Annotated in this window: 30 protein-coding genes and 1 pseudogene; 6 read left to right on the forward strand and 25 right to left on the reverse strand. The window is 67.5% G+C overall.

The annotated features are described in order from the left end of the window. Nucleotides 1-25: 25 nt before the first annotated feature. Nucleotides 26-733, reverse strand: a complete 708-nt coding sequence (locus EAT49_RS07285; protein ID WP_123641635.1) for a ComF family protein — start codon at nucleotides 731-733, stop codon at nucleotides 26-28. Nucleotides 734-762: 29 nt separating this feature from the next. On the opposite strand from EAT49_RS07285, the gene EAT49_RS07290 reads away from it, so the two are divergent. Further along, nucleotides 763-1,596, forward strand: a complete 834-nt coding sequence (locus EAT49_RS07290; RefSeq protein ID WP_123641636.1) for a methyltransferase domain-containing protein — start codon at nucleotides 763-765, stop codon at nucleotides 1,594-1,596. Between the two features lie 62 nt (nucleotides 1,597-1,658). After that, nucleotides 1,659-2,732 carry a ferrochelatase gene (gene hemH / locus EAT49_RS07295; RefSeq protein WP_123641637.1) on the forward strand — a complete coding sequence of 358 codons (1,074 nt, stop codon included), beginning with the start codon at nucleotides 1,659-1,661 and terminating at the stop codon, nucleotides 2,730-2,732. A 48-nt stretch (nucleotides 2,733-2,780) separates the two neighbouring features. Here the strand turns inward: hemH and EAT49_RS07300 are convergent, their stop codons facing one another. Together EAT49_RS07300 and EAT49_RS07305 are read right to left on the reverse strand one after the other, a co-directional pair. After that, nucleotides 2,781-2,972: a hypothetical protein gene (locus tag EAT49_RS07300; protein ID WP_123641638.1), complete on the reverse strand. Its 192-nt coding sequence runs from the start codon at nucleotides 2,970-2,972 to the stop codon at nucleotides 2,781-2,783. A gap of 45 nt (nucleotides 2,973-3,017) precedes the next feature. Beyond that, entirely contained in the window at nucleotides 3,018-3,599 is a 582-nt protein-coding gene (locus tag EAT49_RS07305; RefSeq protein ID WP_123641639.1) for a L,D-transpeptidase, read from the reverse strand. A gap of 163 nt (nucleotides 3,600-3,762) precedes the next feature. Here EAT49_RS07305 and dalA point away from each other — a divergent pair, with 163 nt between their 5' ends. Next, nucleotides 3,763-4,317 (forward strand): divisome-associated lipoprotein DalA, encoded by a 555-nt coding sequence (gene dalA, locus EAT49_RS07310; protein ID WP_123641640.1) that lies wholly within the window; start codon nucleotides 3,763-3,765, stop codon nucleotides 4,315-4,317. 4 nt (nucleotides 4,318-4,321) lie between these two features. Here dalA and EAT49_RS07315 read toward each other — a convergent pair whose 3' ends face one another. The 9 genes and pseudogenes from EAT49_RS07315 to hslO form a co-directional block, all read right to left on the reverse strand. Next, entirely contained in the window at nucleotides 4,322-4,816 is a 495-nt protein-coding gene (locus tag EAT49_RS07315) for a L,D-transpeptidase family protein (protein ID WP_123641641.1), read from the reverse strand. Nucleotides 4,817-4,893: 77 nt separating this feature from the next. Beyond that, the gene (locus EAT49_RS07320; protein ID WP_246003787.1) at nucleotides 4,894-6,102 is read right to left on the reverse strand and encodes a class I SAM-dependent RNA methyltransferase; all 1,209 of its coding nucleotides are present in this window, start codon (nucleotides 6,100-6,102) and stop codon (nucleotides 4,894-4,896) included. Beyond that, nucleotides 6,099-7,952 (reverse strand): ABC transporter ATP-binding protein, encoded by a 1,854-nt coding sequence (locus EAT49_RS07325; protein WP_123641642.1) that lies wholly within the window; start codon nucleotides 7,950-7,952, stop codon nucleotides 6,099-6,101. The genes EAT49_RS07320 and EAT49_RS07325 overlap by 4 nt, the downstream gene beginning before the upstream one ends. Beyond that, a complete protein-coding gene (locus EAT49_RS07330; protein ID WP_123641643.1) occupies nucleotides 7,949-9,799 on the reverse strand; it encodes an ABC transporter ATP-binding protein in 1,851 nt (616 codons plus the stop codon). Before EAT49_RS07330 ends, EAT49_RS07325 begins: the two co-directional genes overlap by 4 nt. A 39-nt stretch (nucleotides 9,800-9,838) precedes the next feature. Continuing rightward, entirely contained in the window at nucleotides 9,839-10,414 is a 576-nt protein-coding gene (locus EAT49_RS07335) for a LysE family translocator (RefSeq protein WP_123641644.1), read from the reverse strand. Then, nucleotides 10,411-11,082, reverse strand: a complete 672-nt coding sequence (locus EAT49_RS21800) for a tRNA nucleotidyltransferase/poly(A) polymerase-related protein (RefSeq protein WP_425459516.1) — start codon at nucleotides 11,080-11,082, stop codon at nucleotides 10,411-10,413. Before EAT49_RS21800 ends, EAT49_RS07335 begins: the two co-directional genes overlap by 4 nt. A gap of 84 nt (nucleotides 11,083-11,166) precedes the next feature. Next, nucleotides 11,167-11,559 (reverse strand): annotated as a pseudogene (locus tag EAT49_RS21805) (CCA tRNA nucleotidyltransferase); the annotation flags it as partial. Further along, nucleotides 11,556-12,140, reverse strand: coding sequence for a CoA pyrophosphatase (locus EAT49_RS07345; RefSeq protein WP_123641646.1), 585 nt, complete (start codon nucleotides 12,138-12,140; stop codon nucleotides 11,556-11,558). The gene EAT49_RS07345 and the pseudogene EAT49_RS21805, both read right to left, overlap by 4 nt. Beyond that, nucleotides 12,137-13,123, reverse strand: coding sequence for an Hsp33 family molecular chaperone HslO (gene hslO, locus EAT49_RS07350; RefSeq protein WP_123641647.1), 987 nt, complete (start codon nucleotides 13,121-13,123; stop codon nucleotides 12,137-12,139). Before hslO ends, EAT49_RS07345 begins: the two co-directional genes overlap by 4 nt. Before the next feature lie 69 nt (nucleotides 13,124-13,192). On the opposite strand from hslO, the gene EAT49_RS07355 reads away from it, so the two are divergent. After that, nucleotides 13,193-13,645 (forward strand): NUDIX domain-containing protein, encoded by a 453-nt coding sequence (locus EAT49_RS07355; RefSeq protein WP_123641648.1) that lies wholly within the window; start codon nucleotides 13,193-13,195, stop codon nucleotides 13,643-13,645. Between the two features lie 12 nt (nucleotides 13,646-13,657). Here the strand turns inward: EAT49_RS07355 and EAT49_RS07360 are convergent, their stop codons facing one another. Next, a complete protein-coding gene (locus EAT49_RS07360) occupies nucleotides 13,658-14,458 on the reverse strand; it encodes a hypothetical protein (protein WP_123641649.1) in 801 nt (266 codons plus the stop codon). A 126-nt stretch (nucleotides 14,459-14,584) separates the two neighbouring features. On the opposite strand from EAT49_RS07360, the gene EAT49_RS07365 reads away from it, so the two are divergent. Next, nucleotides 14,585-15,808 (forward strand): argininosuccinate synthase, encoded by a 1,224-nt coding sequence (locus tag EAT49_RS07365; protein WP_123641650.1) that lies wholly within the window; start codon nucleotides 14,585-14,587, stop codon nucleotides 15,806-15,808. A 39-nt stretch (nucleotides 15,809-15,847) separates the two neighbouring features. On the opposite strand, the gene EAT49_RS07370 is transcribed toward EAT49_RS07365, so the two are convergent. The 3 genes from EAT49_RS07370 to EAT49_RS07380 all read right to left on the reverse strand — a co-directional run bounded on the left by EAT49_RS07370 (nucleotide 15,848) and on the right by EAT49_RS07380 (nucleotide 18,016). Next, nucleotides 15,848-16,264 (reverse strand): DUF7282 domain-containing protein, encoded by a 417-nt coding sequence (locus EAT49_RS07370; protein WP_123641651.1) that lies wholly within the window; start codon nucleotides 16,262-16,264, stop codon nucleotides 15,848-15,850. Between the two features lie 74 nt (nucleotides 16,265-16,338). After that, complete coding sequence (locus EAT49_RS21095; RefSeq protein WP_185020690.1) at nucleotides 16,339-17,046, reverse strand: sulfotransferase-like domain-containing protein; 708 nt, start codon at nucleotides 17,044-17,046, stop codon at nucleotides 16,339-16,341. 67 nt (nucleotides 17,047-17,113) lie between these two features. Beyond that, nucleotides 17,114-18,016, reverse strand: coding sequence for an aminotransferase class IV (locus tag EAT49_RS07380; protein ID WP_123641652.1), 903 nt, complete (start codon nucleotides 18,014-18,016; stop codon nucleotides 17,114-17,116). 124 nt (nucleotides 18,017-18,140) lie between these two features. Here EAT49_RS07380 and msrA point away from each other — a divergent pair, with 124 nt between their 5' ends. After that, nucleotides 18,141-18,815 (forward strand): peptide-methionine (S)-S-oxide reductase MsrA, encoded by a 675-nt coding sequence (msrA, locus tag EAT49_RS07385; RefSeq protein WP_123641653.1) that lies wholly within the window; start codon nucleotides 18,141-18,143, stop codon nucleotides 18,813-18,815. Between the two features lie 3 nt (nucleotides 18,816-18,818). Here the strand turns inward: msrA and EAT49_RS07390 are convergent, their stop codons facing one another. The 9 genes from EAT49_RS07390 to puhA all read right to left on the reverse strand — a co-directional run bounded on the left by EAT49_RS07390 (nucleotide 18,819) and on the right by puhA (nucleotide 25,922). Then, nucleotides 18,819-19,577: a glutaredoxin family protein gene (locus tag EAT49_RS07390; protein WP_123641654.1), complete on the reverse strand. Its 759-nt coding sequence runs from the start codon at nucleotides 19,575-19,577 to the stop codon at nucleotides 18,819-18,821. A 149-nt stretch (nucleotides 19,578-19,726) separates the two neighbouring features. After that, nucleotides 19,727-20,203 carry a c-type cytochrome gene (locus EAT49_RS07395; RefSeq protein WP_123641655.1) on the reverse strand — a complete coding sequence of 159 codons (477 nt, stop codon included), beginning with the start codon at nucleotides 20,201-20,203 and terminating at the stop codon, nucleotides 19,727-19,729. A gap of 85 nt (nucleotides 20,204-20,288) precedes the next feature. Further along, on the reverse strand, nucleotides 20,289-21,503 hold the full coding sequence (hemA, locus tag EAT49_RS07400) for a 5-aminolevulinate synthase (protein ID WP_123641656.1): 1,215 nt from the start codon (nucleotides 21,501-21,503) through the stop codon (nucleotides 20,289-20,291). 17 nt (nucleotides 21,504-21,520) lie between these two features. Next, a complete protein-coding gene (gene puhE / locus EAT49_RS07405) occupies nucleotides 21,521-22,303 on the reverse strand; it encodes a putative photosynthetic complex assembly protein PuhE (protein WP_123641657.1) in 783 nt (260 codons plus the stop codon). Nucleotides 22,304-22,460: 157 nt separating this feature from the next. Then, nucleotides 22,461-23,594, reverse strand: coding sequence for a magnesium-protoporphyrin IX monomethyl ester (oxidative) cyclase (gene acsF / locus EAT49_RS07410; RefSeq protein ID WP_185020691.1), 1,134 nt, complete (start codon nucleotides 23,592-23,594; stop codon nucleotides 22,461-22,463). After that, nucleotides 23,591-23,887, reverse strand: coding sequence for a hypothetical protein (locus tag EAT49_RS07415; protein ID WP_123641658.1), 297 nt, complete (start codon nucleotides 23,885-23,887; stop codon nucleotides 23,591-23,593). Before EAT49_RS07415 ends, acsF begins: the two co-directional genes overlap by 4 nt. Nucleotides 23,888-23,951: 64 nt before the next feature. After that, entirely contained in the window at nucleotides 23,952-24,410 is a 459-nt protein-coding gene (gene puhC, locus EAT49_RS07420; protein WP_123641659.1) for a photosynthetic complex assembly protein PuhC, read from the reverse strand. Between the two features lie 6 nt (nucleotides 24,411-24,416). Then, the gene (puhB, locus tag EAT49_RS07425; protein ID WP_123641660.1) at nucleotides 24,417-25,058 is read right to left on the reverse strand and encodes a photosynthetic complex putative assembly protein PuhB; all 642 of its coding nucleotides are present in this window, start codon (nucleotides 25,056-25,058) and stop codon (nucleotides 24,417-24,419) included. Between the two features lie 84 nt (nucleotides 25,059-25,142). Next, nucleotides 25,143-25,922 carry a photosynthetic reaction center subunit H gene (gene puhA, locus EAT49_RS07430; protein ID WP_123641661.1) on the reverse strand — a complete coding sequence of 260 codons (780 nt, stop codon included), beginning with the start codon at nucleotides 25,920-25,922 and terminating at the stop codon, nucleotides 25,143-25,145. Nucleotides 25,923-25,924 lie beyond the last annotated feature (2 nt).

Genomic DNA, 25,924 nt, shown 5'->3' on the forward strand with positions numbered 1-25,924 from the left:
TTTCCCTCACTTCGTCGGAGGGAACCTAAGCATCTTTGGCGGCGCGGGCCAGTATCGCCACATCGACGCGGGCCGCCCCGGCCGCATGCAGCGCCTCCGTAGCGGCAGCCAGCGTCGCGCCCGAGGTCATGACATCGTCGACCAGCAGCACTGGCCGACCCTTCAACCGGTGCGCGCCGCGCGGCACGAGGGCCTGTTCGAGCTCGCGGAAACGCTGGTCCCGGGATTTGCCGCCAAGCGGGGCTGTCCGGACGCGGCGGGTCAGAAGATCGGGGATCACCGCATGGCCGGTATGGCGCCCCATGGCATTCGCCAGCAGCGCGGACTGGTTGTAGCGGCGGCTCAGGAGTCGGGTCCAGTGGAGCGGGACCGGCACGATCACCGTATCCGGCAGGAGAAGCGGCGCCGCGGCGCCGGCGATCCATCCCGCTGCGGGGCGCGCGAGATCGGTCCGGTCCCCGTGCTTGAGCGCGAGCACGATCTTGCGGCCGACACCCGCATAGAGCATCGCGGCCCGCCCGTGTCCCCAGGGCCGGGACACGGCAAGGCAATCGTCGCAGAGCACGGCCGCCGCCTCCTCCCCGGGAAGGGGCAGGCCGCAGTGATCGCAGGCGAGACCCGTGACGAAAGGTGTCTCTGCCCAGCAGGCGCCGCAGAGGGCGAAATCCGTCTGCGTCCGTGCGTCGCACATCAGGCAGCGGGCCGGGTAGAGCACGCGAAGCGCACGTTGCATCCCTCGCCCATCCATCTAGTTAACCCTGCATGAACGTACCGCCTCAGCTCTTCGACAGGGCGGCCCTTGCAAGGCATCGCGCCCGCGCCGCGGCCTCAGGCCCGGCCCTGTTCCTGCATGAGGCCGTCGCCGACGAGATCGAGGATAGGCTCGCAGAGGTTAACAGGTCATTTATCGAGCCAGCCGTCGTCACCCCCTGGCCGGGGATCTGGGCGCAACGGCTCCCCGGCGCCGCGATGTCGCCGGACGACGAGACCCTGTCGTTTCAGCCCGACCGGCACGACCTCGTGATCCACGCGCTGGCCCTGCACTGGGCCAACGATCCGGTCGGCCAGCTCGTGCAATGTCGGCGCGCGCTGAAGCCGGACGGGCTGCTGATCGCGGCACTCTTCGGCGGGCGCACGCTGCAGGAGCTGCGTGGCTGCCTCACGGATGCTGAAGCGCGGGTGACGGGGGGGCTGTCGCCACGCGTCACGCCGATGGGAGAGATCCGCGACCTGGGCGGGCTGCTTTCGAGGGCCGGCCTCTCGCTGCCGGTCGCCGACAGCAACTCGATCCGGGTCAGCTATGACACGCCCTTTCACCTGATGCGGGACCTGCGCGCGATGGGAGAGACGAACGCGTTGTGTGCCCGACTCCGGCATGCCAGCGCGCGAGAGATGCTGGCGGAAGCAGCGCGGCTATATGCCGAGCGACACTCGGAAGATGACGGCCGGGTCATCGCCACATTCGAAGTCGTCACGCTCACGGGTTGGGCCCCGGCGCCCGATCAGCCCCGGCCGCTGCGCCCTGGTTCCGCGAAGGTGCGGCTGGCCGACGCACTGGGCGCGACCGAAACGCGCCTCGATCCGAACGAGAATTGAACTTCTGGCACGATGGGCTATCTCGCGATCATACTTAGCAGATGACCGAGAAGGTTCGCCAGATGTTTGACGCCAAAGCGGACGCCGCCGTGCCGGCCGAGTGCCCGGTCCACGCGCCCGAAGGTCATCCGAAGATCAAGCCGGCGCGGATCGGGGTTCTGCTCGCAAATCTCGGCACCCCCGACGCAACGGACTATTGGTCAATGCGGCGCTACCTGAACGAGTTCCTCTCGGACCGCCGCGTCATCGACTACAGTCCATGGATCTGGCAGCCGCTGCTGCAGCTTGTCATCCTGTCGAAACGGCCGTTCAGCTCCGGCGAGGCGTACAAGTCGATCTGGAACGAGGAAAAGAACGAAAGCCCGCTCATGACCATCACCAAGGATCAGACCGCCGCCATCGCGGCGCAGGTCCGGGAGAGGTTCGGCAATGAGGTGCGCGTCGATTTCTGCATGCGCTACGGCAATCCCTCAACGCCGTCCAAGGTGCGCGAGATGGTCGAGGCCGGGTGCCGCAAGATACTGTTCTTCCCGCTTTATCCGCATTACGCGGGTGCCACTTCCGCCACGGCGAACGACCAGTTCTTCCGCGCGCTGATGAAGGAGAAGTGGCAGCCGACCGCCCGCGTGGTCGATCCCTATTACGACCGACCCGACTATATCGAGGCGCTCGCCCAGTCGGTCGAGCGCGCCTATGCCGGGCTCGAGAACCGGCCGGACGTGCTGGTCTGCTCCTATCACGGCGTGCCGAAGCGCTATCTCGAGGAAGGCGATCCCTACCATTGCCAGTGCCAGAAGACGACCCGCCTCCTGAAGGAGCGGCTGGGCTGGGCCGACACGGAGATCACCACGACCTTCCAGTCGAAATTCGGCCCGGAAGAGTGGCTGAAGCCCTACACGGTCGAAGAGGTCGCGCGGCTGGCGGAGGCCGGAAAGAAGCGGATCGCGGTTTGTGCGCCCGCCTTTTCCGCCGACTGCATCGAGACGCTCGAGGAGATCAACGAGGAGATCCGGGAGAGCTTCGAACATGCGGGCGGCGAGGAATTCACCTATATTCCCTGCCTGAACGACGACCCGGCGCATATCGACGCGCTGGTGAACGTGATCGAGGAGAACCTGCAGGGCTGGACCCGGTAGACGGGCCGGTCCCCTGCCTGTCTGCGGGGCCTTTCGGACCCCGCATGATCAGTTACCGTCGATTGCCGCAGCAATGATGGCGATGACCACGGCGGTCACCACCATCTCCAGAGGGAACGACCCTCCCATGGTCTGACGCTGGATCATCTCGGGACGCGGCTGAGTCTCTGCCTGGCCCTCGGCATGGGACGCCACACCGGAGGCGAGCAGGAGGGCGGCTGCGAGGGCGAAAGGCTTCATGACACTCTCCGGCTTGATCTGCCGAACCTTCGCCCGCGCCATCCGTCAGATCAAGAGCACCTGGGTCCCCACGTTGGTCAGGCGGTAGAGTTCGGCGATATGCTCGTTGTAGAGCCCGATGCAGCCGTTGGACGACCGGCGCCCGATCTTGCGCGTGTCGTGGGTGCCGTGAATCCGGTAATACTGCCAGGTCAGGTGCAGCGCATGGGTCCCGAGCGGGTTGTCCGGGCCGGGCGGCACGAATTCCGGCCATTCCGGGTTCCGTTCGCGCATCGCGGGAGTGGGAGACCAGCTCGGCCCCTCGACCTTGCGGATGATCTCCGTCCGACCGGTCCGGGTCAGGTCCTCGGTCAGCGGCACGGAGGTCGGGTAGAGCTTGTAGATCGACTGATCCTCGGACCAGAAGTGCAGCGCGCGGGAGCGGATATCCACAAGGATCGCGCCGTTGCGGGTCGAGTCGAAAAAGGGCTGCCAGTCGAGCGACCGGAAGGACGAGACGTTGCGCGGCACGGCGCTCGAGATATCGGCCTCGATCTCGGTGGTGTTGCGCGTCTGCGCCAGCGCGGGCGTCGCCAGGACGGCGGCACCGGTGGCGAGGAAGGCACGGCGGGACAGGGGCTTGGGCATGGAACGGACTCCGGACTGCTCACTTTTCAAAGTCCGATACGACGCGACGGCATTTCGGGCAATTCACGCTTTCCGGAGACCGGCGGCTTCGTGCCGAAGTATGTTTGAAACGTCACGCGCAAGCGGGTAAGCGAAACGTCGACCTTACGCAGGACCAGACGACATGCGCGCGATCCTCCTTTCCGTCTCTCTTCTGGCTGTGGCCGCCTGCGGACCGCGGCCACAGGTGCAGATCAGCCCGGAAGGCCAGCCCCTTCAGGCGGGCTACCGTATTTCGCCCGAAGAGACGGATGCCGTGCAGATCCGTATGCTCGACAGCGTGAACACGCTGCGGCAGGCGGCGGGGCTGGTGCCGGTGGCCTATGACAGCCGCCTCAACGCTGCCGCGGCGACCCACTCGCGGGACATGGCGCTTCAGAACCGGCCCTGGCATTTCGGCTCTGACGGCTCGTCGCCGCTCGATCGGGCGCGGCGGGTCGGATATCCGGGCCTGATCCTGGGCGAGACGATCTCCGAAAGCTACGAAACAGAGCTTCAGACTCTGGGCGCCTGGATGGAGCGGCCAGAGACCCGGGAAATCCTGCTCGATAGGCGGGCCCGCCAGATGGGCTTTGCCTGGTTCCAGGAGGAGTCGGGCAAGCTGTGGTGGACGCTGGTTCTCGGGACCACGGCGATCACCGCGCCGGCCGTGGCGCCGCTGCCGCCGACGGAAAGCTGACGCCTCAGGGATAGATCGCGATCCGCGTTCCGGTCTGCACCATGGCGTAGATCTTCTCCATGTCGCGGTTCGACACGGCGATGCATCCTGCCGTCCAGTCGGCCTTGCCCTGGAACATCCGCGGCGTCCCGTGGATGAAGATGTCTCCGCCCGGATCGAGTTCCATCTCCAGTGCGCGGGCGAGATCTTCCGCGTCCGGATAGGATATGCCGAGCGACAGGTGGAACTCGCTGTTCGGGTTGCGCCGGTCGATGAAGTAGTAGCCCTCGGGCGTGCGGCCGTCGCCCTCGAAGAGCTTGTGTCCCGTGGGCGCGAAGCCGAGCTCGAACTCGAAGGTCTCGAGCACCCGGTTATGATGCATCAGCTGCATCGTCCGAGACGACTTGTACACGTTGATCTGCGTGACCTCTGGACCGTTGTAGGTCCGGAACTTGGAGTTGGAGCACGACGCGACGCCGAGAAACAGCGCCAGAATGATAAGCACGCGTAAGCCGCGCATGGGAACTGCCCTCGCCCTGAGTAGGTCTTTGAGGAGCCTTACTCCAAAAACGGCATCCGCGGTAGCTGACCCGGGGTTCACGAGCGTGTGAAGGCGGAGATCAGCTCGACATGCGGCGACCAACGGAACTGGTCCACCACGGTGACCGGACCCATGGAAAACCCGGCATCGACCAGACGGCGCGCATCTGGCGCGAAGGTGGCGGGCGCGCAGGAGACCATCACGACGCGTCGGATGCCCGAGGCGGCGAGCGCCTCCACCTGAGCACGGGCTCCGGCGCGGGGCGGATCGACGACCGCCACGTCGAAGCCATCGAGCTCCGGTCCGACGAGCGGATCGCGAAACAGGTCGCGGCGCAGAGTGGTGACCCGCTTGAGGCCGGTCGCATGGCGCCAGCCGCGGTCAAGGGCGGCGAGCATCGGCGCAGAGGCCTCCACTGCCTGAACCTCGACGGCCTCGGCAATGGAGAGGGCGAAGGTCCCCGAACCGGCAAAGAGATCGAGCATCCGACGCGCGCCGCTGGTCGCGGCGCGGACACCGTCGACCAGCGCGGCTTCTCCCTCGGGCGTGGCCTGAAGAAAGGCGCCTGGCGGTGGCGCCACTTCGGCGCGGCCGAACCTCTGGACCGGGGGCAGGCGCGTGGCGATCGGCTCTTCGCCACAGGTCAGGCGGGACAGGGACAGCTTCTCCGCCAGGGCGGCGAGGCGCTGGCGCAGCGGCGCCGTCAGGGGCTTGCCGCCCTCGATCATGAGGTCGGGGCCGTTCGCGGTGGTGGTGACGGAATAGGCCACCTCCCCCTTGCGGCTGGCGATCTCTCGCGTGAGATCCCTCAGGGCTGGCACCAGGGCCAGGAGCGAGGGATGCAGCACGCGGCACTCGGGGATCTCGACGATCTGGTGGGTCCGCCGCGCATGAAACCCCACGAGCGCGCCGGATTTCGTCCGCCGACCAGCAAGTTTCGCCCGCCTGCGGGAACCGATCGGAGACGTCACGACGCCGGCGATCTCGGCCTTCAGCCCGGAGCGGGTGAGGGCATCGTGCACCACCTCCGCTTTCCAGTCCGCGACGAAGGCGTCCGAGGCATGTTGCAGGACACAGCCGCCGCAAGTGCCGAAATGCGGACAGGGCGGTGTTACGCGGTGGGGGGACTGCGTCAGCACCTTGCCTGTCGGGCTGACCGTCTCTCCGGTCAGCACATAGGGCACTGGCCCTCCCGCAGCGGTCTGACCAAGGCCCCCCGGTGTCAGGTGCAGCACCTCGGAGGCGACAGGAGCAAGGTCGCTCACTCCGCCGCCTCGCGGGCGAATCCGCCGGACTGCCTGTCCCAGTACCGCGCATAGAGCCCGCGCCGGGAGAGCAGCTCCTCGTGCGTGCCTTCCTCCACGATCTGGCCGCGGTCCAGCACCACGATCCTGTCCATGTCGGCGATGGTGGACAGGCGGTGCGCGATGGCGATGACGGTCTTGCCCTCCATTGCACGGTCGAGCGCGGTCTGAATCGCCGCCTCGACCTCGCTGTCGAGTGCGCTTGTCGCCTCGTCCAGAACAAGGATCGGCGCGTCCTTGATCATGGCGCGGGCCAGGGCGATGCGCTGGCGCTGGCCGCCCGAGAGTTTCACGCCGCGCTCGCCGAGGAAGGCGCCATAACCGGCGCGCCCCCGATGGTCCTTCATGTCGAGGATGAACTCGTGCGCCTCGGCCTTCTCGGCGGCGGAAATGAGGTCGTCCTCCGTGGCATCGGGCCGCCCATAGATGATGTTGTCCCGCGCGGTTCTGTTGAACATCGCGGTTTCCTGCGTGACCATGCCGATGGCCCGGCGCAGGCTTTCCTGGGTCACAAGCGCGATGTTCTGCCCGTCGATCCGTACCTCACCCTCCTCGGGGTCATAGAGCCGGAGGAGCAGCGCGACGAGCGTGGACTTGCCCGCCCCCGAGGCGCCGACGATGCCCAGCTTTTCGCCGGGCTTCACGCGCAGGTCGATCCGCGAGACGCCGCCGACATCGCGCCCGTATCCGAAGGACACCTTGTCGAAGACGATCTCGCCCTCGGTTACGGTGAGGTCCGTCGCGCCTTCGGCATCCGTCAGCGTATGGGGCGGGGTGAGGGTGTTCATCCCGTCCTCCACCTCGCCGATATGGCCGTAGATGGCGAGCAGGGTGAAACTGATCCAGCCGGTCATCTGCGACAGCCGGATCGCCACCGCGCCCATGGCCGCGATATCGCCCGCGGTCACGCCGCCTGCCGTCCCGATGCCAAGTCCCGCGCCCACGAGCGCCAGAGGCAGGATGCCCGCAAGGAACGTCAGCCCCAGACGGAACAGCGCGGAAACCCTGCCGAAGCGGACGGCAGTGTCCTCGAACGTGCGCATTGCGCCCAGCGCCGCCTCGTCCTCATGCTCGGCCCGGGCAAAGAGCTTCACCGTCTTGATGTTGGTGATCGTGTCGACGACCTGGCCCGTCACCATGGCGCGGGCCGCGGCGCGTTCCTTTGACCGCGCGCGGATCCGAGGGAGGAAGTACCACAGGAACCCGGCATAGGCCGCGAACCACAGGACGAGGATCGGCACCAGCCAGAGGTTCACCGCGCCCACGAGAATCGCCGCCCCCAGCACCGAGGCGAGACCGAAGAGCACGGCGTTCACCGTCTCCACAACCGCCTCGGTCAGGGACCGCGCCGCCTGCATCTGCTTCTGCGCGAGCCTGCCGGCGAAGTCGTTGTCGAAGAAGGTGACCGCGTGGCCCAGCGTCCAGCGGTGCAGTCGCGCCAGCGTCAGGGTGAAGACGGAAGGGCTGATGACCACGGCCTGAAACGTCGCCGAGGCGCCGAAGAAGATTGGCCGCAGGATCAGCATGACCACCACGGAGAAGATCACGAGCCAGGCGTGATCGGCCCAGAACGCCGCCCAGCCGGTCGCGGCGGCATCCACCGCCCGGCCAAGCAGCCACATTGTCAGCACCTCCGACGCGCCGGTGAAGGCGGAGATGAAGGTCGCGAGGGCAAGGATCGGCCAGGATCCCTTGAGGCACCAGCCGACGAACCGCCAGAGCGTGCGCGGCGGCGGACCGTCCGCGGGCTGGACGCTCTCGATCAGGCCGGCGGCCCACTCGATCCAGCGGTCGTAGGCGCGTGCGATCATTCGGCTGCAGTCTCCGCGGTATCGCCGAGGAACCCGCCCGACTGGCGGGACCAAAGCCGGGCATATAGCCCGCCCTGCCTCAGAAGCACGTCGTGTGGCCCGTCCTCGATGATCCGGCCGCGATCCATGACCACGATCCGGTCCATCTGCGCGATGGTCGACAGGCGGTGCGCGATGGCGATGACGGTCTTGCCCTGCATCATCCCGTAGAGTGTTTTCTGGATCGCCGCCTCCACCTCGCTGTCGAGGGCGCTGGTCGCCTCGTCGAGAACAAGGATCGGGGCGTCCTTGAGCATGACCCGCGCGAGCGCGATGCGCTGACGCTGTCCGCCCGAGAGTTTCACCCCCCGCTCGCCAACCTGCGCGTCATAGCCCGACCGGCCCGACTGGTCCGCCAACCCCTGGATGAAGTCGTGCGCCTCCGCCTGCCTTGCCGCGGCCAGAACCGCCTCCTCGGCGGCGTCGGGATTGCCGTAAAGGATGTTCTCCCGGACCGAGCGGTGCAGCAGGGCGCTGTCCTGCTGCACCATGCCGATGGCCTGCCGCAGGCTGTCCTGTGTGACGTTCCGGATGTCCTGCCCGTCGATCAGGATGCGCCCCGCCTCGGCGTCGTAGAACCGCAGGAGCAGCTTCACCAGCGTGGACTTGCCCGCGCCGGACGGACCCACCAACCCGACCTTCTCGCCGGGGGCGACGGTAAGCGAGATGCCGTCGAGGCCGCCCATGTCCTTGCCGTAGTGGTGGCTCAGCCCGTCGATCTCGATCCGGCCCTCGGTGACGCGGAGCGGCTTTGCATCCTGTGCGTCGGTGAGAGCGACTGGCTGGCTCAGTGTCTGCATCCCCTCGGCCACGACGCCCAGTTGCTGGAAGAGATTGGTAACCGCCCACATGATCCAGCCGGTCATCGCCGACAGCCGCAGCACCAGCGCAGCGGCGGCCACGACGATCCCCACGGTGGCCTGACCGGACAGGTAGAGCACCAGGGCCCAGCCCACGAGGCCGACCGTCAGGAGCCCGTTCAGGAAGGTCAGGCTGCCGTCCATGATCGTGTAGATCCGCATCTCTCGGGCGAAGGTCTGGCGCACGTTCTCGATGGCTTCCTTGGCGTAGGCGATTTCGCGGTCGTGATGGGCGAACATCTTCACGGCATGAATGTTCGTGTATCCGTCCACGACGCGGCCGTTCAGCTCGGACCGGGCATTGCTGGAGGCCTTCGAGGCCGGGCCCACGCGGCGGATCGTCCAGACCATCAGCCCGGCATAGAGCCCGAGCCAGAGCAGGAGCGGGATCAGCAGGCGCGGGTCGGCGCCACCCAGCAGGATCGCCGCGCCCACGGCATAGCTGAGCGCATAGGTCACGGCGTCGAAGACCTGGAAGATCACCTCGTTCGAGGCGGAGGGCGTCTGCATGATCCGGTTGGCGATGCGCCCGGCGAAGTCGTTCTCGAACCAGCCCACGGACTGCCGCATGACGTGGCGGTGCGTCCGCCAGCGGATCAGCGTGCCCCAGGCCGGGCCGATCGCGTTGTTCAGCAGCGCGACGTCGAACGCCTGGATCACCGGCCGCAGGAACAGCAGGAATACCGCCACAGCGATTAGCTCCAGCCCGTGGATGGACCAGATGTCCGCGCGCGGCGTCTCGGACAGGAAATCCGTGAGCCGCCCGAGATACCAGATCAGCCAGAGCTCGATCCCAGCGACCGCGACCGAGAGAATCGCGGACACCACGAAGAGGCGCCGGAACGGCGGCACAAAGGTCCACAGGAACGGCAGAAGCCGCTGCGGCGGGGCGTCGGTCTCCTGATACGGCGTATAGGGATCGACGAGGCTCTCGAACTTGCGGAACATGGCGCACCTCGTTGCCGGGTGCATATAGCCGCTTTGGCCCTAGAGGAAAACAAGGACAGAGAACGCCGCGAGGGCAACCGCCATGCCACGCATGAAGAGCCGCCAGCGCAGCGGGTCGGCGAGCAGGCGGGCAAGCAGCGCCCCCGCGGAGGTCCAGAAGAGACAGACGCCAAGGTTCAGCACCGAGAAGGTCAGCGCCAGCGTGACCGCCTTCGCCCCGGGTGCAAGTTCTGCAACGAAGGCCGTGGCGGCAAGTGCCACAGCCCAGACCTTGGGATTGACCCACTGGAACAGCACCGCCTCAAGGAGCGTGAAGGGCCGAGCGCGCGCATCCCGGGTGACCGGGTCGGACAGCCAGAGAGCGCGGGCCATCCAGAGGATCCACGCGCAGGCCGCGATCTTGAGCACGAGGGTCAGCCCGGGACGGGCCAGCAGCAGCGCACCCACGCCGAGTCCGGTGACTCCGGCGGTGATCCCCACGCCCAGCGCCACGCCGAGGATATGTGGCACCGTCGCACGAAAGCCGAAGCGCGCGCCGGAGGCGGTCAGCAGGATCACGTTGGGACCGGGAGAAAAGAGGCCGAGAAAGACGAACCCGGCGAGGGCCGCGGTCATCGCAGCAGCGCCTCCTTGCCGAGGGTGAAGCCCGATGCGATCCAGCGCGCTTCGGCCTCCTTCAGCGCCCGCCCGAGGGCAGGGCCGGAATGGCGATCCGCGAGGTCGGCGGCCCGGAGCGGGAAACTCTGGCCCGCGCCATGCCGGGCCGTTCGGGCAGCCTCCTCGTCCCACGGCGTGACCATGAGCGCGGACCGCAACAGCAGCACATCCCGTGCGGCCTCGGCGCCCAGCCGATAGCCCAGTTCACCCGGCCCGGTGTCCGCGCCCTGTGCCTCGGTCAGAATTGCCAGCCCGCGGGCCTCGGACTTCGACAGGCGTAGCGCCTCGGCGGGGTCGGGTCCGCCCAGCGCGGCGAGACGGCGGAGCCAGACCGGCGTGGCGCCGGCCTCTCCTTCGAGATGGACCATGACCGCGAGCCGCCCGGACGAGGACCCGGGCAGCACGCGCATCAGGACACCCGCCGCCTCCATCGCGGCGACCGAGGGGGCGGGATCGGGGGCGGCGAGAAGGCGGCGCATCTCGTGGCCGATCCGTTCGCGCGACAGCTCCCTGATGCCCTCGGCCAGTTCAGCGCAGGCGGCGAGGCCCTCCGCGTCGAGCGCGTCGCCGCCGTACCAGGCGTGAAAGCGGAAGAACCGCAGGATCCGCAGGTAATCCTCGCGGATGCGCGCCCCGGGATCGCCGATGAACCGCAGGCGCCGCGCGCGCAGGTCCGGCAGTCCGCCGATCGGATCGACGAGAGTGCCGTCCGGCGCGGCATAGAGCGCGTTCATGGTGAAATCGCGCCGACGGGCGTCCTCCTCCGGCGTGTCGGCAAAGGCGACGACAGCGCGGCGGCCGTCGGTTTCGACATCCTTGCGGAAGGTCGTGACCTCGAAGGGTCGCCCCCCGGCAACGACGGTCACGGTGCCGTGATCCACCCCCGTCGGGACCGCCTTCAGCCCTGCGGCGCGGGCCAGCGCGATCACCCGTTCGGGACGGGCATCGGTGGCGATGTCGAGATCGGACACCGACTCGCCCAGAAGCGTGTTCCGCACGCAGCCGCCCACGAAGAAGGCCTGGTGCCCGGCGTCCGTCAGCATCGCGCAGACCGCCCGCGCGGGCGCATCGGTCAGCCAATCCGCGTCGATCCGCTCCGTCATGACATCCGGTCCGCCAGGGCGCGCAGCATCCGCGCTGTAGCGCCCCAGATGTAGTAGGGACCCCAGGGCACGGCGTAGTAGCGGCGGCGGCGGCCGCGCCAGCGGCGACCCTCGATGCGGAAGGAGGCGGGGTCGGCGACGTGAGAGAGCGGCACGTCGAACACCTCGTCCACCTCTCCCGCCTCGGGCACGGGGGTGAAGCCGGGCTCGATCAGGGCGACATGGGGCGTCACGAGAAAGGACGTCACCGTCTCGTGGGGTGGCAGGCTGCCCAGCATGTCGACCCGGTCCCGCGGCAGTCCGATCTCCTCCTCGGCCTCGCGCAGCGCACAGGCGCCGAGGTCGGCATCGCACTCGTCGCGCTTGCCGCCGGGAAAGGCGATCTGCCCGGGGTGATGCTTCAGCCGGGAGGACCGCTTCGTGAGGATCACCCGTGCATCCGGCGTGACCGCGATCAGCACTGCCGCCGGCCGCAGGACGCGGTTCGGCGGCAGGTGGATATCCGGGTTCAGGTCATGGTCCGTCGAGGTCTCGCCGGGCCGCGCAAGCGCGCCGAGCAAGCGGGCGCGCAGGTCCGTCACGGGGTCTTCGAGGCTTCGAACCCGAGGGTCCCCGGGTCGAATTCGTAATGCGCCCCGCAGAATTGGCAGTCGGCGGTGACGATGCCCTCGTCCGTGGTCATGTAGGCGATGTCCTTGGCCGAGTAGATCGACAGGCTCTCGCGCACCCTCTCGGCCGAGCAGGAACAGCCGAAGGCCACGGGCTGAGGGTCGAAGACGCGCGGCCCTTCCTCGTGGAACAGGCGCACAAGAAGCTCCGTCGGCTGCACCGTCGGGCCGATCAGTTCGAGATCCTGCGCGGTGTCGAGCAGAATGTTGGCGCGGCTCCAGTTCTCCTCGTCGTCACCCTCGAGAATGTCCCCGGGCACCAGAAGTCCGCTTTCCCCGCTGCCACCGCCCGACGCAAAGGGCGAGGCCTCGGGCATCACCTGGAGCATCACGCCGCCCGCACGCCAGCCTTCCGCACCGCCAGGCATCAGGTTCTGGCCGAAGGACAGCTGAAACCGCGTGGGAATCTGCTCCGACTGGGCGAAATAGGTCTCGGCACAGGCCGCGAGGGACCCGCCCGCGATGGGCGTGATCCCCTGATAGGGGGTGGTCCCCTGCCCCTGGTCGATCAGGATCGCGAAATAGCCTTTGCCGATCAGCGAGAAGGCCTCCGCCCCCTCGGTCAGCCGCTCTTCGTCGAAACTGGCATAGGCGCGGATTCGGGCCGGCTCGCCCTCGGACCGGGGCGCGTAGTAATCCGTCGCGATCAGCCGCGCCGGACCGTCGCCGCGCACCTGAAGGCTCAGCTTCCAGCGCAGCTTCATCGTCTGCCCGATCAGCGCGGTCAGCAGGGTCATCTCGGCCACCAGCGCCTCGATCTGCGAAGGATAGGCGTGCTGGGCGAGGACCTTGTCGAGCACCCCATCGAGGCGCGCGACGCGGCCGCGGATATCCGAACGGTCGAGCTGGAACGGCAGCACCGTGTCGTCCCAGGCGATCTGAGAGCCGAGGGTCATGACTTTCCCAATCTGTCGGGGCTTGGCATACCGGGTCCATATAGGCACGGCAACGAGGCAGCAAACCCAATGATCCGCCGCTACGGCGCTCCGGTCAAAGCCGGTATTCGCTATCGTTCCCGGCCCGGCGTCCATGCGCTGCTGCCCCTGGGCGGGCGTCTTCTCGTGACGTTTCAGGCCGAACCGGAGCCCGAGTGGCAATGTCCCGGCGGTGGCGTCGACCCGGGCGAGAGCCCGGTGCGGGCGCTGCATCGCGAGGTCTACGAGGAAACCGGCTGGCTGATCGCGAAGCCGCGAAGGATCGGGGCCTTCCGCCGTTTCGCCTACATGCCGGAGTACGATCGCTGGGCGGAGAAGATCGCTCATCTCTACGTGGCACGCCCGGTCCGGCGACTTGGACCGCCGACGGAGCCCGGGCATACGGCGGCCTGGCTCGACCCCGACGAGGCGCTCGCAAGACTGGCCAACGCCGGGGAGCGCGCCGCGCTGGACCGGCTGATGCGGGCGGGCCTGCAGGCCTAGGTTCTGCCGGGATCACTCGGCGAGCGGTCGTCCTTCGACAAGATGCCCGTAGAGCGTGGTCAGAACGGACAGGCCCACCATCAGCGTGAACCAGTTGATCACCATGTCCACGATCAGCGCGACGAAGGTCTCCCCGAACAGCAGGGCGATCAGGCCAAGGACGTAGTTCAGGAGGATCACGAGGACGGATACCGTCCAGATCGTGCCGGACAGGGGTTTCGTCGCGTCCCAGCTTTGCGAGAGGGTCATGCCCTCGCCCACCGCCGCCGAGGGCAGCACCAGCGCCCAGCGGAGCCAGAAGTAGCCGAAGACGAGTCCGAGCAGAATCGCGCCGACGAGCCCCGCGAGAAACGGGCTGGCCATGGCCACCGGACCGAGCGCGAGACTGGCCAAGATCACGATGGGAATGAAGACGACGATCAGCACCACGGCGAGCCAGACCGACTTGCCGATGTAGGGCCAGACCGGTTTGCCGGACAGTTCGGGGAGCGGGCCGGGATATTCCTCGAGCAGGATGAAGCGATGCCAGGCCACCGCAACCCAGGCGAGAATGAAGAGCGAGATCAGCGCCGCGCAGAGGCCGAAGAGCGCGAGCCCCCCGGCATTCGGCGGCAGCTGCTGCGCCATCGGCTCGCCGGTATCGGTGAAGACCGGCTCCCGCGAGAGGATCAGCGAGAGATCGACCTGCAACAGGAGCGCCAGGCCGAGCGCCAGCGCGAGGCCGATGGCGATGGGGCCGAGCGACGCCTTCAGCGCATTTTGCCAGTTGTTGAGCACCATCAGTATGGCGTGTCGCACGATCTGAAGTGCCATCCCCGGCTTTTCCCTGTGAACCCTCATTGCGCGACCGTGAGGGGCGCTGCGGTCATGGTCAAGCCGCTCGCTTGCGGGCTCGGGGGAATGGCGCTAGGCCAGCGCGCGACAAGTGACGGAGGCCCCATGTCCGCGCCGAAGAAAGTCGTCCTCGCCTATTCCGGCGGTCTCGACACCTCGATCATCCTGAAGTGGCTGCAGGTGGAATACGGCTGCGAAGTCGTGACCTTCACTGCCGATCTCGGCCAGGGCGAGGAACTGGATCCCGCACGCCAGAAGGCGGAGATGCTGGGGATCAGGCCCGAGAACATCTTCATCGACGACCTGCGCGAGGAGTTCGTCCGCGACTTCGTGTTTCCGATGTTCCGGGCCAATGCGCTCTATGAGGGGCTGTATCTGCTTGGCACCTCCATCGCGCGGCCGCTGATCTCCAAGCGGCTGGTGGAGATCGCCGAGGAGGTCGGCGCCGATGCGGTCAGCCACGGGGCTACCGGCAAGGGCAACGACCAGGTCCGGTTCGAGCTGTCCGCCTATGCGCTGAACCCCGGGATCCGGGTGATCGCGCCGTGGCGGGAGTGGTCCCTGTCGAGCCGCACGAAGCTGCTGGAATTCGCCGAGGAACACCAGATTCCCATCGCCAAGGACAAACGCGGCGAGGCGCCCTTTTCCGTGGATGCGAACCTCCTGCACACCTCGTCCGAGGGCAAGGTGCTGGAAAACCCGGGCGAGGAGGCGCCGGATTACGTCTACCAGCGCACCGACGATCCCGAGACCGCGCCCGATACGCCTCAGATGGTGGAGATCACCTTCGAGAAGGGCGATGCCGTGGCCATCGACGGCGAGGCGATGTCGCCCGCAGCGCTGCTGACGCGGCTCAACGAGCTGGGCAAGGTGCACGGCATCGGTCGGCTCGATCTCGTGGAGAACCGCTTTGTCGGCATGAAGTCCCGCGGGGTCTACGAGACCCCGGGCGGCACCATCCTGCTGGAGGCCCATCGCGGGATCGAGCAGATCACGCTCGACAGCGGGTCGGGGCACCTCAAGGACAGCCTGATGCCGCGCTACGCGGAGCTGATCTACAACGGCTTCTGGTTCTCGCCCGAGAGAGAGATGCTGCAGGCGGCCATCGATAAGAGCCAGGAGCATGTGACTGGCACGGTACGGGTGAAGCTTTACAAGGGCCTGGCGCGAACCGTGGCGCGGTGGTCGGAGCATTCGCTCTATTCCGAGGCCCATGTGACCTTCGAGGACGATCTCGGCGCCTACGACCAGTCCGATGCCCAGGGTTTCATCCAGCTCAACGCGTTGCGGCTGAAGCTTCTCGCGGCGCGCAAGCGGCGGATGGGCTGAGGGTGAGTGCCGGGCGGGGATCCCCCGCCCGGCGAAAGCTTACTGCGCGGTGATGACCGTCATGACGAGGTCGCCGTCGAGACGGATCGGGCCGTCCTCTGTTGCGCCCAGCGTGTATTCGAAGACGCCGTTCGACATGCCGCCCTCCTCGCCATGGACCATCAGCATCAGCATCTCGCCCGAGGCCACATCCTCTTGCAGGATCGCGGCGACATCCGCGGTCTCTCCCATCCTCAGCGGTGCGTAGCCCACGACGGGACCGGGGGCCATGTCGGCGTCCGTGCGGTGCACGACGAGCCAGCCGTTCGCCGGCGCGGTGACGCTGTCAGCGGTGACGACGCCGCCCGAGACATCCTGGTCCATCGCGGTGACGGAGGGCGTCGCGGCATGGGAGTCCGCCAGCGCGGCGACCGGCGCGAGAGTGGCGAAGGCTGCGATAAGTGTGGAACGAAGCATATGATTTCTCTCCTGTTTCTTCCAACCCCGTCAGCCGGGGATGCCCAACACACGATGGCCGCGGGCGGAGAGTTTCAGTCTGCGGGGATCTTTTTTGCCTCGAGGGCGCGGTAGTACGGCAGCGCCTCTTCGGCGAGGGCGGCGTCGGGGCCGGTGAGCTGGGGAAGGGGGCCCTCGGGGCCGGCGAAGCCGGTGCTGGCGTGGAGGGCCTTGTACCAGTGCGGGGCCCAGGCGCCGTCGGCGGGGTGGCCGCCGGCGGACCATGAGAGCATCGCCGCATCGAACGGCAACCCGATAGAGGTGCAAAGCCTTTCCAGCATGTTCCGGGGGTTGGCGCGGATGTCGCTGCCGTCGATCACGTGTCCCCCGGTTTTCTTCTGAATGTCCAGCTGTTGCTGAAAGCCGATGTCGTGGGCGGTGATGCCTTGGCGGCGGCCGCCGTAGCTCGCCACGACGCGGGCGGGGTGGCGGATCAGGTGGATGTGGGTGCAATCGGCAAGCCAGCCCGTGGGAAAATTGTCCAGCAGATGCAGAGCGATATGCTTCATGTACCAATGCGTCTTCCCCTCCGGAACAGGCCCCGCGCAGATGCTCCCGACGGCTTCGGGGTCGGACTCGTGGCGGGCGAGGATCTCCTCTCTCAGGGGATCGGGGCGGCCTGTCGCGACGAGGTAGGGGGCATAGAATGGCTCGTCCCAGACGGCGCAATCCGTGCGCCGGGCGAAAGCGTACATCATCGCGGTGGAGATGTTGCGCGGCCCCGACCAGGCGGCGATCTTCATGTGATGCACCGCGTGCACCGGGCGTGCACAGGCCCGGACCGCACGCGAGGGACAGACGCCATTAACCTCATGCCGACACCAGCCGGCGATAGGCGGCGCGGATCCGCTCCGTGACCGGGCCGCAGCCCTCGGCCGGGCCGATCCGCCGCCCGTCGATCTCTCCCACCGGGGTCTGCGCCCCGAAGGTGCCGGTCAGGAAGGCCTCGGCGGCGGAGTAGGTCTCGACGAGGCTGAAGTTCTTCTCGAAGATCGGGATACCCTCGGCCCGGCAGAGGTCGATGACCTTCTGACGGGTGATGCCCTTCATGCAGTAGTCGCCCGTGGAGGTCCAAACCTCGCCCCGGCGGACGATGAAGAAATTGCAGGCGTTGGTCGTGTTCACGAAGCCATGCACGTCGAGCATCAGCGCCTCGTCGGCGCCGGCCTTTTCGGCGGCGATGCAGGCGAGGATGCAGTTGAGCTTGGAATGGCTGTTGAGCTTCGGGTCCTGGGTCATCGGCAGGCCGCGCAGGTGCGGCACGGTGGCGAGACGGATCGGGCGCGGGATCGCCGGGCGGGAATGCTCCATGATGATGACCACGGTAGGACCCGAGCGGCTGAGGGCGGGGTGCTGGAACGGGCGGTGTTTCAGCCCGCGCGTGACCATCAGCCGGGCATGGGCGTCGGTCTGCATCCCGTTGGCGGCGCGGGTCTCTTCCAGCGCGGCGGCAAGAGCGGCGCGGTCCCTGCCGATATCGAGGTCGATGGCCAGCGCCGCCTCGAACAGCCGGTCGAGATGCTCGTCGAGGAAGGCCCAGCGCCCGTCATAGAGGCGCAGCCCCTCCCACACCCCGTCGCCCAGCATGAAGCCCGAATCGTAGACGTTGACCACGGCCTCGGGCCTGGGGCGCAGCGCGCCGTTGACCCAGACGAGGATACCGGCGTTGCGGGCGTCCTCCTCGGCGGCGTGAGTGCTGACCTCGTGGTTCATGGGGGCACGCTAGGCGCGGGGGGGATTTGTTCCAAGCCCTCAAACCCGCGTGACGGAACCCCCGCAGAGGTGGACGCAAGGACAGGGAGCCGCAAGGTTAGGTGGCGAAACTGGAGGATTCCCGATGGCGACCCGGATTGCGACCCTGAAGACCCTGACCCTGATCGCGGCGATCGCGATGGCTCTCGGCCTCAAAGCCGGGCCGGCGCAGGCCCAGCGGCAGGAGGTGCTGACCGTGGCGGGCGGCTGTTTCTGGTGCGTCGAGGCGGATTTCGAGCGCGTGCCCGGGGTGGGCGACGTGGTGTCGGGCTTCACCGGCGGGACCGTGCCGAACCCCAGCTACCGGCAGGTGACCGGCGGCGGCACGGGGCATTACGAGGCGGTGGAAATTCCGTTCGATCCCTCGGTCGTGTCGCGGCGGCAGCTCCTCGACCTCTTCTTCCGTTCGATCGACCCGACCGATGCGGGCGGCCAGTTCTGCGACCGGGGCGAGAGCTATCGCACCGCGATCTTCGTCAACGGCCCCGAGGAACGGGCGATGGCAGAAGCCGCGAAGGCCGCCGCGGCGGAGGAGCTGGGGCAAGAGATCGTGACACCCATTCTGGACGAGGCCACGTTCTACGAGGCCGAGGATTACCATCAGGACTACTATCGCAAGGACGGTCGGGGCGACGTGATCCTGACCCGCGCGGGTCCGCAGACGAAGGCCGAGGCCTACAAGTTCTACCGCGATGCCTGCGGGCGGGACCAGCGGGTGCGCGAGCTCTGGGGCGACGATGCGCCGTTCGTCGGCGGCTGACGGTCAGAGCAGGATCATGCGGGCCGGCATCCAGAGACCCATGCCCACCATGATGAGGTTCTCGGTCAGCGACACGAATCCCAGCGGCACGTTGCTGCCTCCGCCGACGCAGGCGCATTTCAGTTCGCGCTTGTCGATGTAGACGGCCTTGAAGACCGAGACCGCCCCCACGGTGCCGATGAAGAGAGCGACCGGCGCGGCGATCCAGATCAGTGCGCCCGCGATCATCAGCAGACCGGCGAGGGTTTCGCCGAACGGGTAGAGATAGGCGTACCGGACCCGGCGCCGGGCCAGCAGATCGTAGTTCAGGAACATCGTGCTGAAGCTTTCCACGTCCTGCAGCTTCTGGATGCCGAGCAGGGTCATGGCGATGGCGACGAACCATTCGACGGCGCGGATGGTGAGGATCGTGCCGAGGGCCGCCCAGCTGACCGCGAGACCCATGAGGAAGGCCACGGAGAAGATGGCGATGACCGGCTGATAGCTGGTGTCGTCCTCCGACTTCAGTGGCTTGCCGAAATGGGCGCGCAGATCGTCGTAGCCGCCGATCCTGTCGCCTCCGATCCACGTCTGGGGCGTCGTCTCGACCCCGTGGCGCTCCATGAAGGCCTCGGTTTCGTCGCGGGTCTCGAGCCAGTGATCCTCGACCTCGTAGCCCCGCCGTTCCAGCAGGGCCTTCGATTTCAGGCCGAAGGGGCAGAGATGGCCGGGCATGACCATCCGGTAGAGGGTCGCGGTGCGGGCAGTGTCGTCGAGCGGCATGGGCGGATCCTCCTCGGCCCGGGGCAGGCGCTGGAGGAAAACGAGGAACCCCGGAGGAGAGGTTCCCCCCGAGAGCGCAAAACGCAACGGCCGGCCCGAGGGCCGGCCGTGTCGAAGCCGTCAGGGCCGGAGGGACCGGCCGTCTTTCGTCAGCTGTCGCTGGCTTCCTCTTCCATCGCCTCGCCCTCTTCCGGCGGAGCGAGCGAGTAGAGGTAGGCGTAGAGGTTCACCGCATCCTCCTCGGAGCGGACCTGGTAGGCCATGTTGCCCCGGGCGCGGCGATCGTCGAGCGCCTCGCGCAGCCAGCCGGTGGGATCCTGAACGTAGCCGACGAAGTTCTCTTCGTTCCAGACGGCACCGGTCTCGCCCAGCTCGGAGAGCGAGGCGGAGTAGCGGAAATCCTCGACCGAGGCGATCTGCTTCATCGCGACTCCGTACAGGTTCGGCCCGGTGTTGGCACGGCGGCCGGCAAGGGTTTCGCCGTCGGGCGTCTCGACCACATGGCAGGCGACGCACTGACGCTCGAACTGTTCGGCGCCGGCGTCGGCGTCACCGGCAGGCATGTCCTGGGCAAAGGCGGGTGCCGCCAGCATCGCTGCCGCTGCGGCAAGGGTGAACTTGTTCATGGTTGTCCTTCCTGTTTTCCTGAGATGTCGCGACTCCCCAGTCGGAGCGGATGGTAGGCTTTGGCGCGCGCGCGTAAACCCCCTTTTACGCCACGGCGTGGGCAACGGCGCACTGTTTCCACAGGTGGGACAGGGCCGCGACCAGCCGCTCGATGTCCTCGTCCGAATGGAGCGGCGAGGGGGTGAAGCGCAGGCGCTCGGTTCCCTTGGGGACGGTCGGATAGTTGATCGGCTGAACGTAGATGCCCCATTCGTCCATCAGGTAGTTGGCGAGCATCCGGGTCTTCACCGGGTCCTTGATCATGACCGGCACGATGTGGCTCGGGTTGCGCATGTGCGGAATGCCGGCGCGGTCGAGGGCGGCGCGGAGGCGCGCGACCTGCTGCTGGTGACGCAGGCGTTCGCTGTCGCTTTCCTTGAGGTGGCGGATCGAGGCGCGGGCCGCGGCGGCCACGGCGGGCGGAAGCGCGGTCGTGAAGATGAACCCGGACGCGAAGGAGCGGATGAAGTCGCAGAGCGCGTGGGAGCCGGTGATGTAGCCGCCGACGACGCCGAAGGCCTTGCCCAGCGTGCCCTCGATCAGGGTGATCCGGTCGGCGATGCCGTCGCGTTCGGAGATGCCGCCGCCGCGGGGGCCGTAGAGGCCGACGGCGTGGACCTCGTCGAGATAGGTCATGGCGCCGTATTTCTCGGCCACCTCGACGATCTCGCGGATCGGGGCCACGTCGCCGTCCATGGAATAGACGCTCTCGAAGGCGACGATCTTGGGCGCGTTCGCCGGGCAGGCGGCGAGCTTCTCCTCGAGGTCGGCGACATCGTTGTGCTTCCAGATCACCTTGTGGGCGCGGGAATGGCGGATGCCCTCGATCATCGAGGCGTGGTTGCCCGCGTCCGAGAGGATGATGCAGTCCTTCAGGCGGCTGCCGAGGGTGGAGAGCGCGGCCCAGTTCGACACGTATCCGCTGGTGAAGAGAAGCGCCGCCTCCTTGCCGTGCAGATCGGCCAGTTCGCGCTCCAGCAGCAGGTGGTCGTGATTGGTGCCCGAGATGTTGCGCGTGCCCCCTGCCCCGGTGCCGCAGCGCTCCACGGCTTCGCACATGGCGGCGATCACCTTGGGGTGCTGACCCATGCCGAGGTAGTCGTTGGAGCACCAGACGGTGACGTCGCGCACGCCGTCCGCATGGTGGTTGGCGGCGCGCGGAAACTTGCCGCACTGGCGCTCGAGCTCGGCGAAGTAGCGGTAGTTGCCTTCGGCCTTGAGCGCGTCCAGCTGCTCCGAGAAGAGGGCGTCGAAGTCCATGTGTGTCCCCTTTGGTCTTAGTCTTGAGTTGGGCGCGCAGCGGGAAGCATCCAGCGCCAGAGGCGGGCGTCGGGCAGCGGAAGCACCATGAACCAGTGCTCCAGCAGCGCGAGACCCGAGATTGCGGTGAGTAGGGCGAACTTGATCTCCGCTCCGGCGGTCTCGGCGGCGATCAGGCGCTCGGCGAAACAGCCCGTGGCAAAGGTCAGGGCGGTGATCGCCAGCGGAAAGGCGAAGGTGACGGGGCCCTGCCGCATGTGGCTCTTCACATGGGTCAGGGTCGAGGGGACGAACTCCAGGTTGATCCGGGGCACGCCGTAGAACAGGTTCAGCTTGGCCGCGATGCGGGCGAAGAAGAGGATCGTGTAGGTCCAGAGGCCGGTCGTGTTCTCCGCCCCGGCGTTCAGCCCGACGACAAGGGCGAGGCCGAGGAGCAGCAGGATCTCGTGATGGGCCACCGCGCCCCAGGCGGCGGCGAAGCGGCGCAGGCCGGTTGCGCCCTTGGGCGCCGGCCGCTTGTCCGGGCCGGTGACGACGCCCGACAGGAAGGTCAGCTCGATCCAGCCCCAGATCGCCAGCGCGCCCATGAAGGAGACGTAGACGGCCGAAACGGAGGTGTCGCCGCCGGTCACGATCAGGGCGGCGGTGCCCAGCGCGAGCGCGGGCACGCCCAGCACCACCGACAGGAAATGCGCCTCTCCCCCGGTCCGGTCGGATCGCCGCACGACGAGCAGGATCACCCCGGTGGCGAACCACCAGATGAAGAGCGCGGTCAGGGCGGCGATCCAGGGAGAGGTCATCTTGCGCCCGCCCCTGTCTTTTCTGGCCGGAAATATCCCGGGGGAGTCCGCGGAACGCGGACGGGGGCAGCGCCCCCCGTCCCGATTCCCACGACGCGCAACGTGTCGTCGTCGCGCGCGCGGGCCGGGCCGGACAGGGGGAGCGCCGCCGGTCCCATCAGTAGGCGGGCTCCAGCCGCGAGGTCTCGGGGACCTCGTTCGGGATCGACGGGATCGTGAGCAGCGACAGGAAGGCCGCGCCGGCCCTGGCCGAGCCCCACCACTGCTTGAGCTTGCCACCGATACCGCCCTGCCGCTTTGCCGCGGCGATCTGGCGGTTGGCGCGGTCGAGCCGCTCCAGCCCCGGGATCCAGCGCGGGTGGTCGATGTCCAGCACCATCGGGAAGACCTGGCGCGAGATGTCGGAGGTCTTGCGGAACACCTCCTGCCCGTACCAGGCCGGATCCACGCCGAGCGCCTCGTGGAATGCGGGGCGCTGGTGATCGCGGACCCACATGGTGGAGAAGACGGCCGTCAGGAAGAACTTGATCCAGAGCCTGTTCATGCGGCTCTGGGTGATCTCGGGGTCGGTCCGCATCAGCAGGGCGAAGGCCTCGCCATGGCTGAACTCGTCGTTGCACCACTCCCGGAACCACTTGAAGATCGGGTGGAACCGCTTGTCCGGGTTGGCCTCCAGGTGGCGGTAGATTGTGATGTACCGCGCGTAGCCGATCTTTTCGCTGAGGTAGGTGGCGTAGTAGATGAACTTCGGCCGGAAGTAGGTGTATTTCTTGGCCTGCGTGAGGAAGCCGAGGTTCACCGCGATCCCCGCCTCGCGCAGGGCGTCGTTGATGAAGCCCGCGTGGCGGGCCTCGTCGCGGGCCATGAGCTGAAAGAGACCCGTTACATCGGGGTTCTTCCCGCGGCGCTTCATCTCCTTGTAGAGCACGCAACCCGAGAATTCGGCCGTGCAGGAGGAGATCAGGAAGTCGATGAACTCCGCCTTCAGGGCGGGGTCCATACCGTCCCAGTCGATATGGTCCCAGTCGGCGTTCTTCTTGAAGTGGCCCTTGTTCGGGTCGGCCTTCATCTGCGCGATGAGGAGATCCCATTCCGCGCGCACGGGCTCGACGTTCAGGCTGTCGAGTTCGTCGAAATCGGTGGTGTAGAACCGCGGTGTGAGCAGCGTGTTCTGCATCGCGATCTCGGTGGCGCGGGTGCTGTCGACGGGAGTGTCGAAGTTCTGGGCGGCGAGGCCCTCTTCGGCGGTCTTCGCGTCGGCCGAGTGGTTCAGGGGGGTCTGGACGTTCATGACAGCGCCTCCTCGGAGAAGGAGAACTCGCAGAGTTCCATGAATTCGAAATCGCCGGTGGCGCGGGTCCACATCCGCTCGAGCCCCGAGGCGCGGGTGATGACGGCGGTGCGTTCCTCGGAGATCACCTCTCCGTAGGGCGCCATGATCTCGGGGCCCTGCACCTCGACGGTGTCGCCGGGGTTCACCACGGCGCCGTTGAGGAACTTGACGTGGGCGGAGAGTTCCTCGAAGCGGTGCGAGATCGTGACCTCGCAGGGCGCCGTCTCCTTGGTTCTGGTCAGAAGTCCCATAAGGTGTTCCCTTCCTTTCGGGTGACGGGCGCGGGGCTGGCTAGGCCCCTGCGCCCCGGTGGTTTCAGTCGAGCAGCCGGGCGAAGGCGGCGATGTTGTCCTTGCCGTAGCCGATCAGCTCGATGGTGAAGCTCGTGGACGGATCGAGCACGGCGATATTGCCGTTCTCGCGCCGCACCACGTCGATGGGCGGATTGCCCGCGACCTGGTGGACGATTCGGCGGCGGTCGATGACCTTGCCGATCACCGCGTAGAACCCGCCCTTCTCGTCGGTGGAGGCGGCGATCACCTCGCCGTTCTCGAGGAGAACGTAGTTGTTCATGCCCGAGGGCTCGATCGTCACGCTGCGGCTCTCGACGACCGGCGCCTCCTGGAGGACTCCGACATGGGCGGCGCCCGAGAGCTGCGCGAAGCTGACGATGGCCAGGGCGAGACCCATCAGGGTGAACATGCCGATCACGAGGAAGCGGGGGATCATGTCGCGGTCGCGATACCGCATCTGGTGCTGAAGCTGGGTGGTCATCGGGGTCTACTCCGCGGCGATTGTGTCAGCGGCCCCGCCGGTGGCGGGAGCCTGGGAAAGCCTGGGCTGGCTGACGCGGGCCTCTGCGGCCTCGGCGAAGATCGCCGCCACTCTTTGAGCGTCGGGGATGCAGCGCAGGGCAGGCTGCGTGCGGAAGTACCAGGGCCGGACATGGGGCCAGGTCATCAGGTAGCTGATGCGCGCGTCGCCGATGGTCTCGAAGGCGATGGTGCCCGTGCCGTCCCTGCGCAGCTGCAGGTCGGCATTGCCGATCTTCACGTAAGGCACGTTGAGCGTCATCGTCAGCGCCGCGCCGATCCGCATGGCCACGCGCTTGTTCGTCAGCGTGTAGACGGTGGACCGGGCCTGCATGTAGGCGATGCCGTAGAGGATCCCGGCGGTCACGACGGCGGCGATGACGAAGGGAACCGCATGGGTCAGCGCCACGGGGAAGCTGACGAGGGTGCTGCTGACGCCGACGCGCCAGACGATCAGGATCGCGAAATAGGCCATGATCCAGTCGAGGGCGAGCGCCTCGCGCGCAAGGCGCCGGGGCTCGGGCGCGCCCTGCCAGAGGATGTGCTCGTCGGGCGGGAGCGCGGCGGGAAGGCCGCGGACCGGCTCGAAGTTGAAATCGTCGTGGTGCATGGGCGTTCCCCTCTCGATCTGTCCGGGCCGCTGGCGAGACGGCGCGGGTGGAGGCGCCCCGGGCAGCCCGGGGCGCCGGTCGCGTCAGAGCTGCGGCTCGAGCCGGCTCGGGTCGGCGTAGAGCTTGCCGCCGGCGTAGTAGGCGGTGATCTTCTCCTCCTCGAGGAGGGTGACCTCGCTCGCGGATTTCGTCGTCGGGATGTCCGCGAAGTTCTTCGCGTAGAGCGAATGGACGAAGACGCGGTCCGACCTGATCCGGCAGAGGTTGATCGGGATCAGCCGGGTCTGGCCGGAACCCTCGGGATTGAGGTCCATGACGAGGTAGCGGACCATCTGCTCGGGCACGTCCACGAGCATATCGGTCACGCGGCCGACCACCTCGCCGTCGGCGGCCTGCACCGGCTTGCCACGCGGATCGCGCCCGGCGGAGACGAAGAAGTCCTCGAGGCTCGAGAGCGGCTTGATCTTGGCATGGCCGTGGGCGTCGAGTTCGGGCGCGTCGCGGCGCGGGGCCCAGGAGGCGGGGCCGACGCCGTCCACCATCGGGTTGCCCGTGGGTTCATAGGGCGCGCCGTTGTAGACCGAGGTCCGGGCGAGGGCGAGATCGGTGCGGTCGTGCGCCGCCTCGTTCTCGGGCGAGGGGACGGTGACGGTGCCGCGCTCGTGCGGCAGCTCGAACGTCTTGGGCGCGGGCAGCGGCCAGCCGGAAATGCCGGTGTCGCGGCCGTCGTCATCGACGAGCGGATAGCCCTCCCGCATGTTCTCGCGCTGGATGTAGATGATGAGACCGGCGAAGAAGATCCAGAAGAGCCAGATACTTATGCTCGCCAGATCGACGTTGCCCCAGAAGGTGACTCCAACCATGT

The organism is Histidinibacterium lentulum, from assembly GCF_003789055.1.
GTDB lineage: Bacteria > Pseudomonadota > Alphaproteobacteria > Rhodobacterales > Rhodobacteraceae > Oceanicola > Oceanicola lentulus.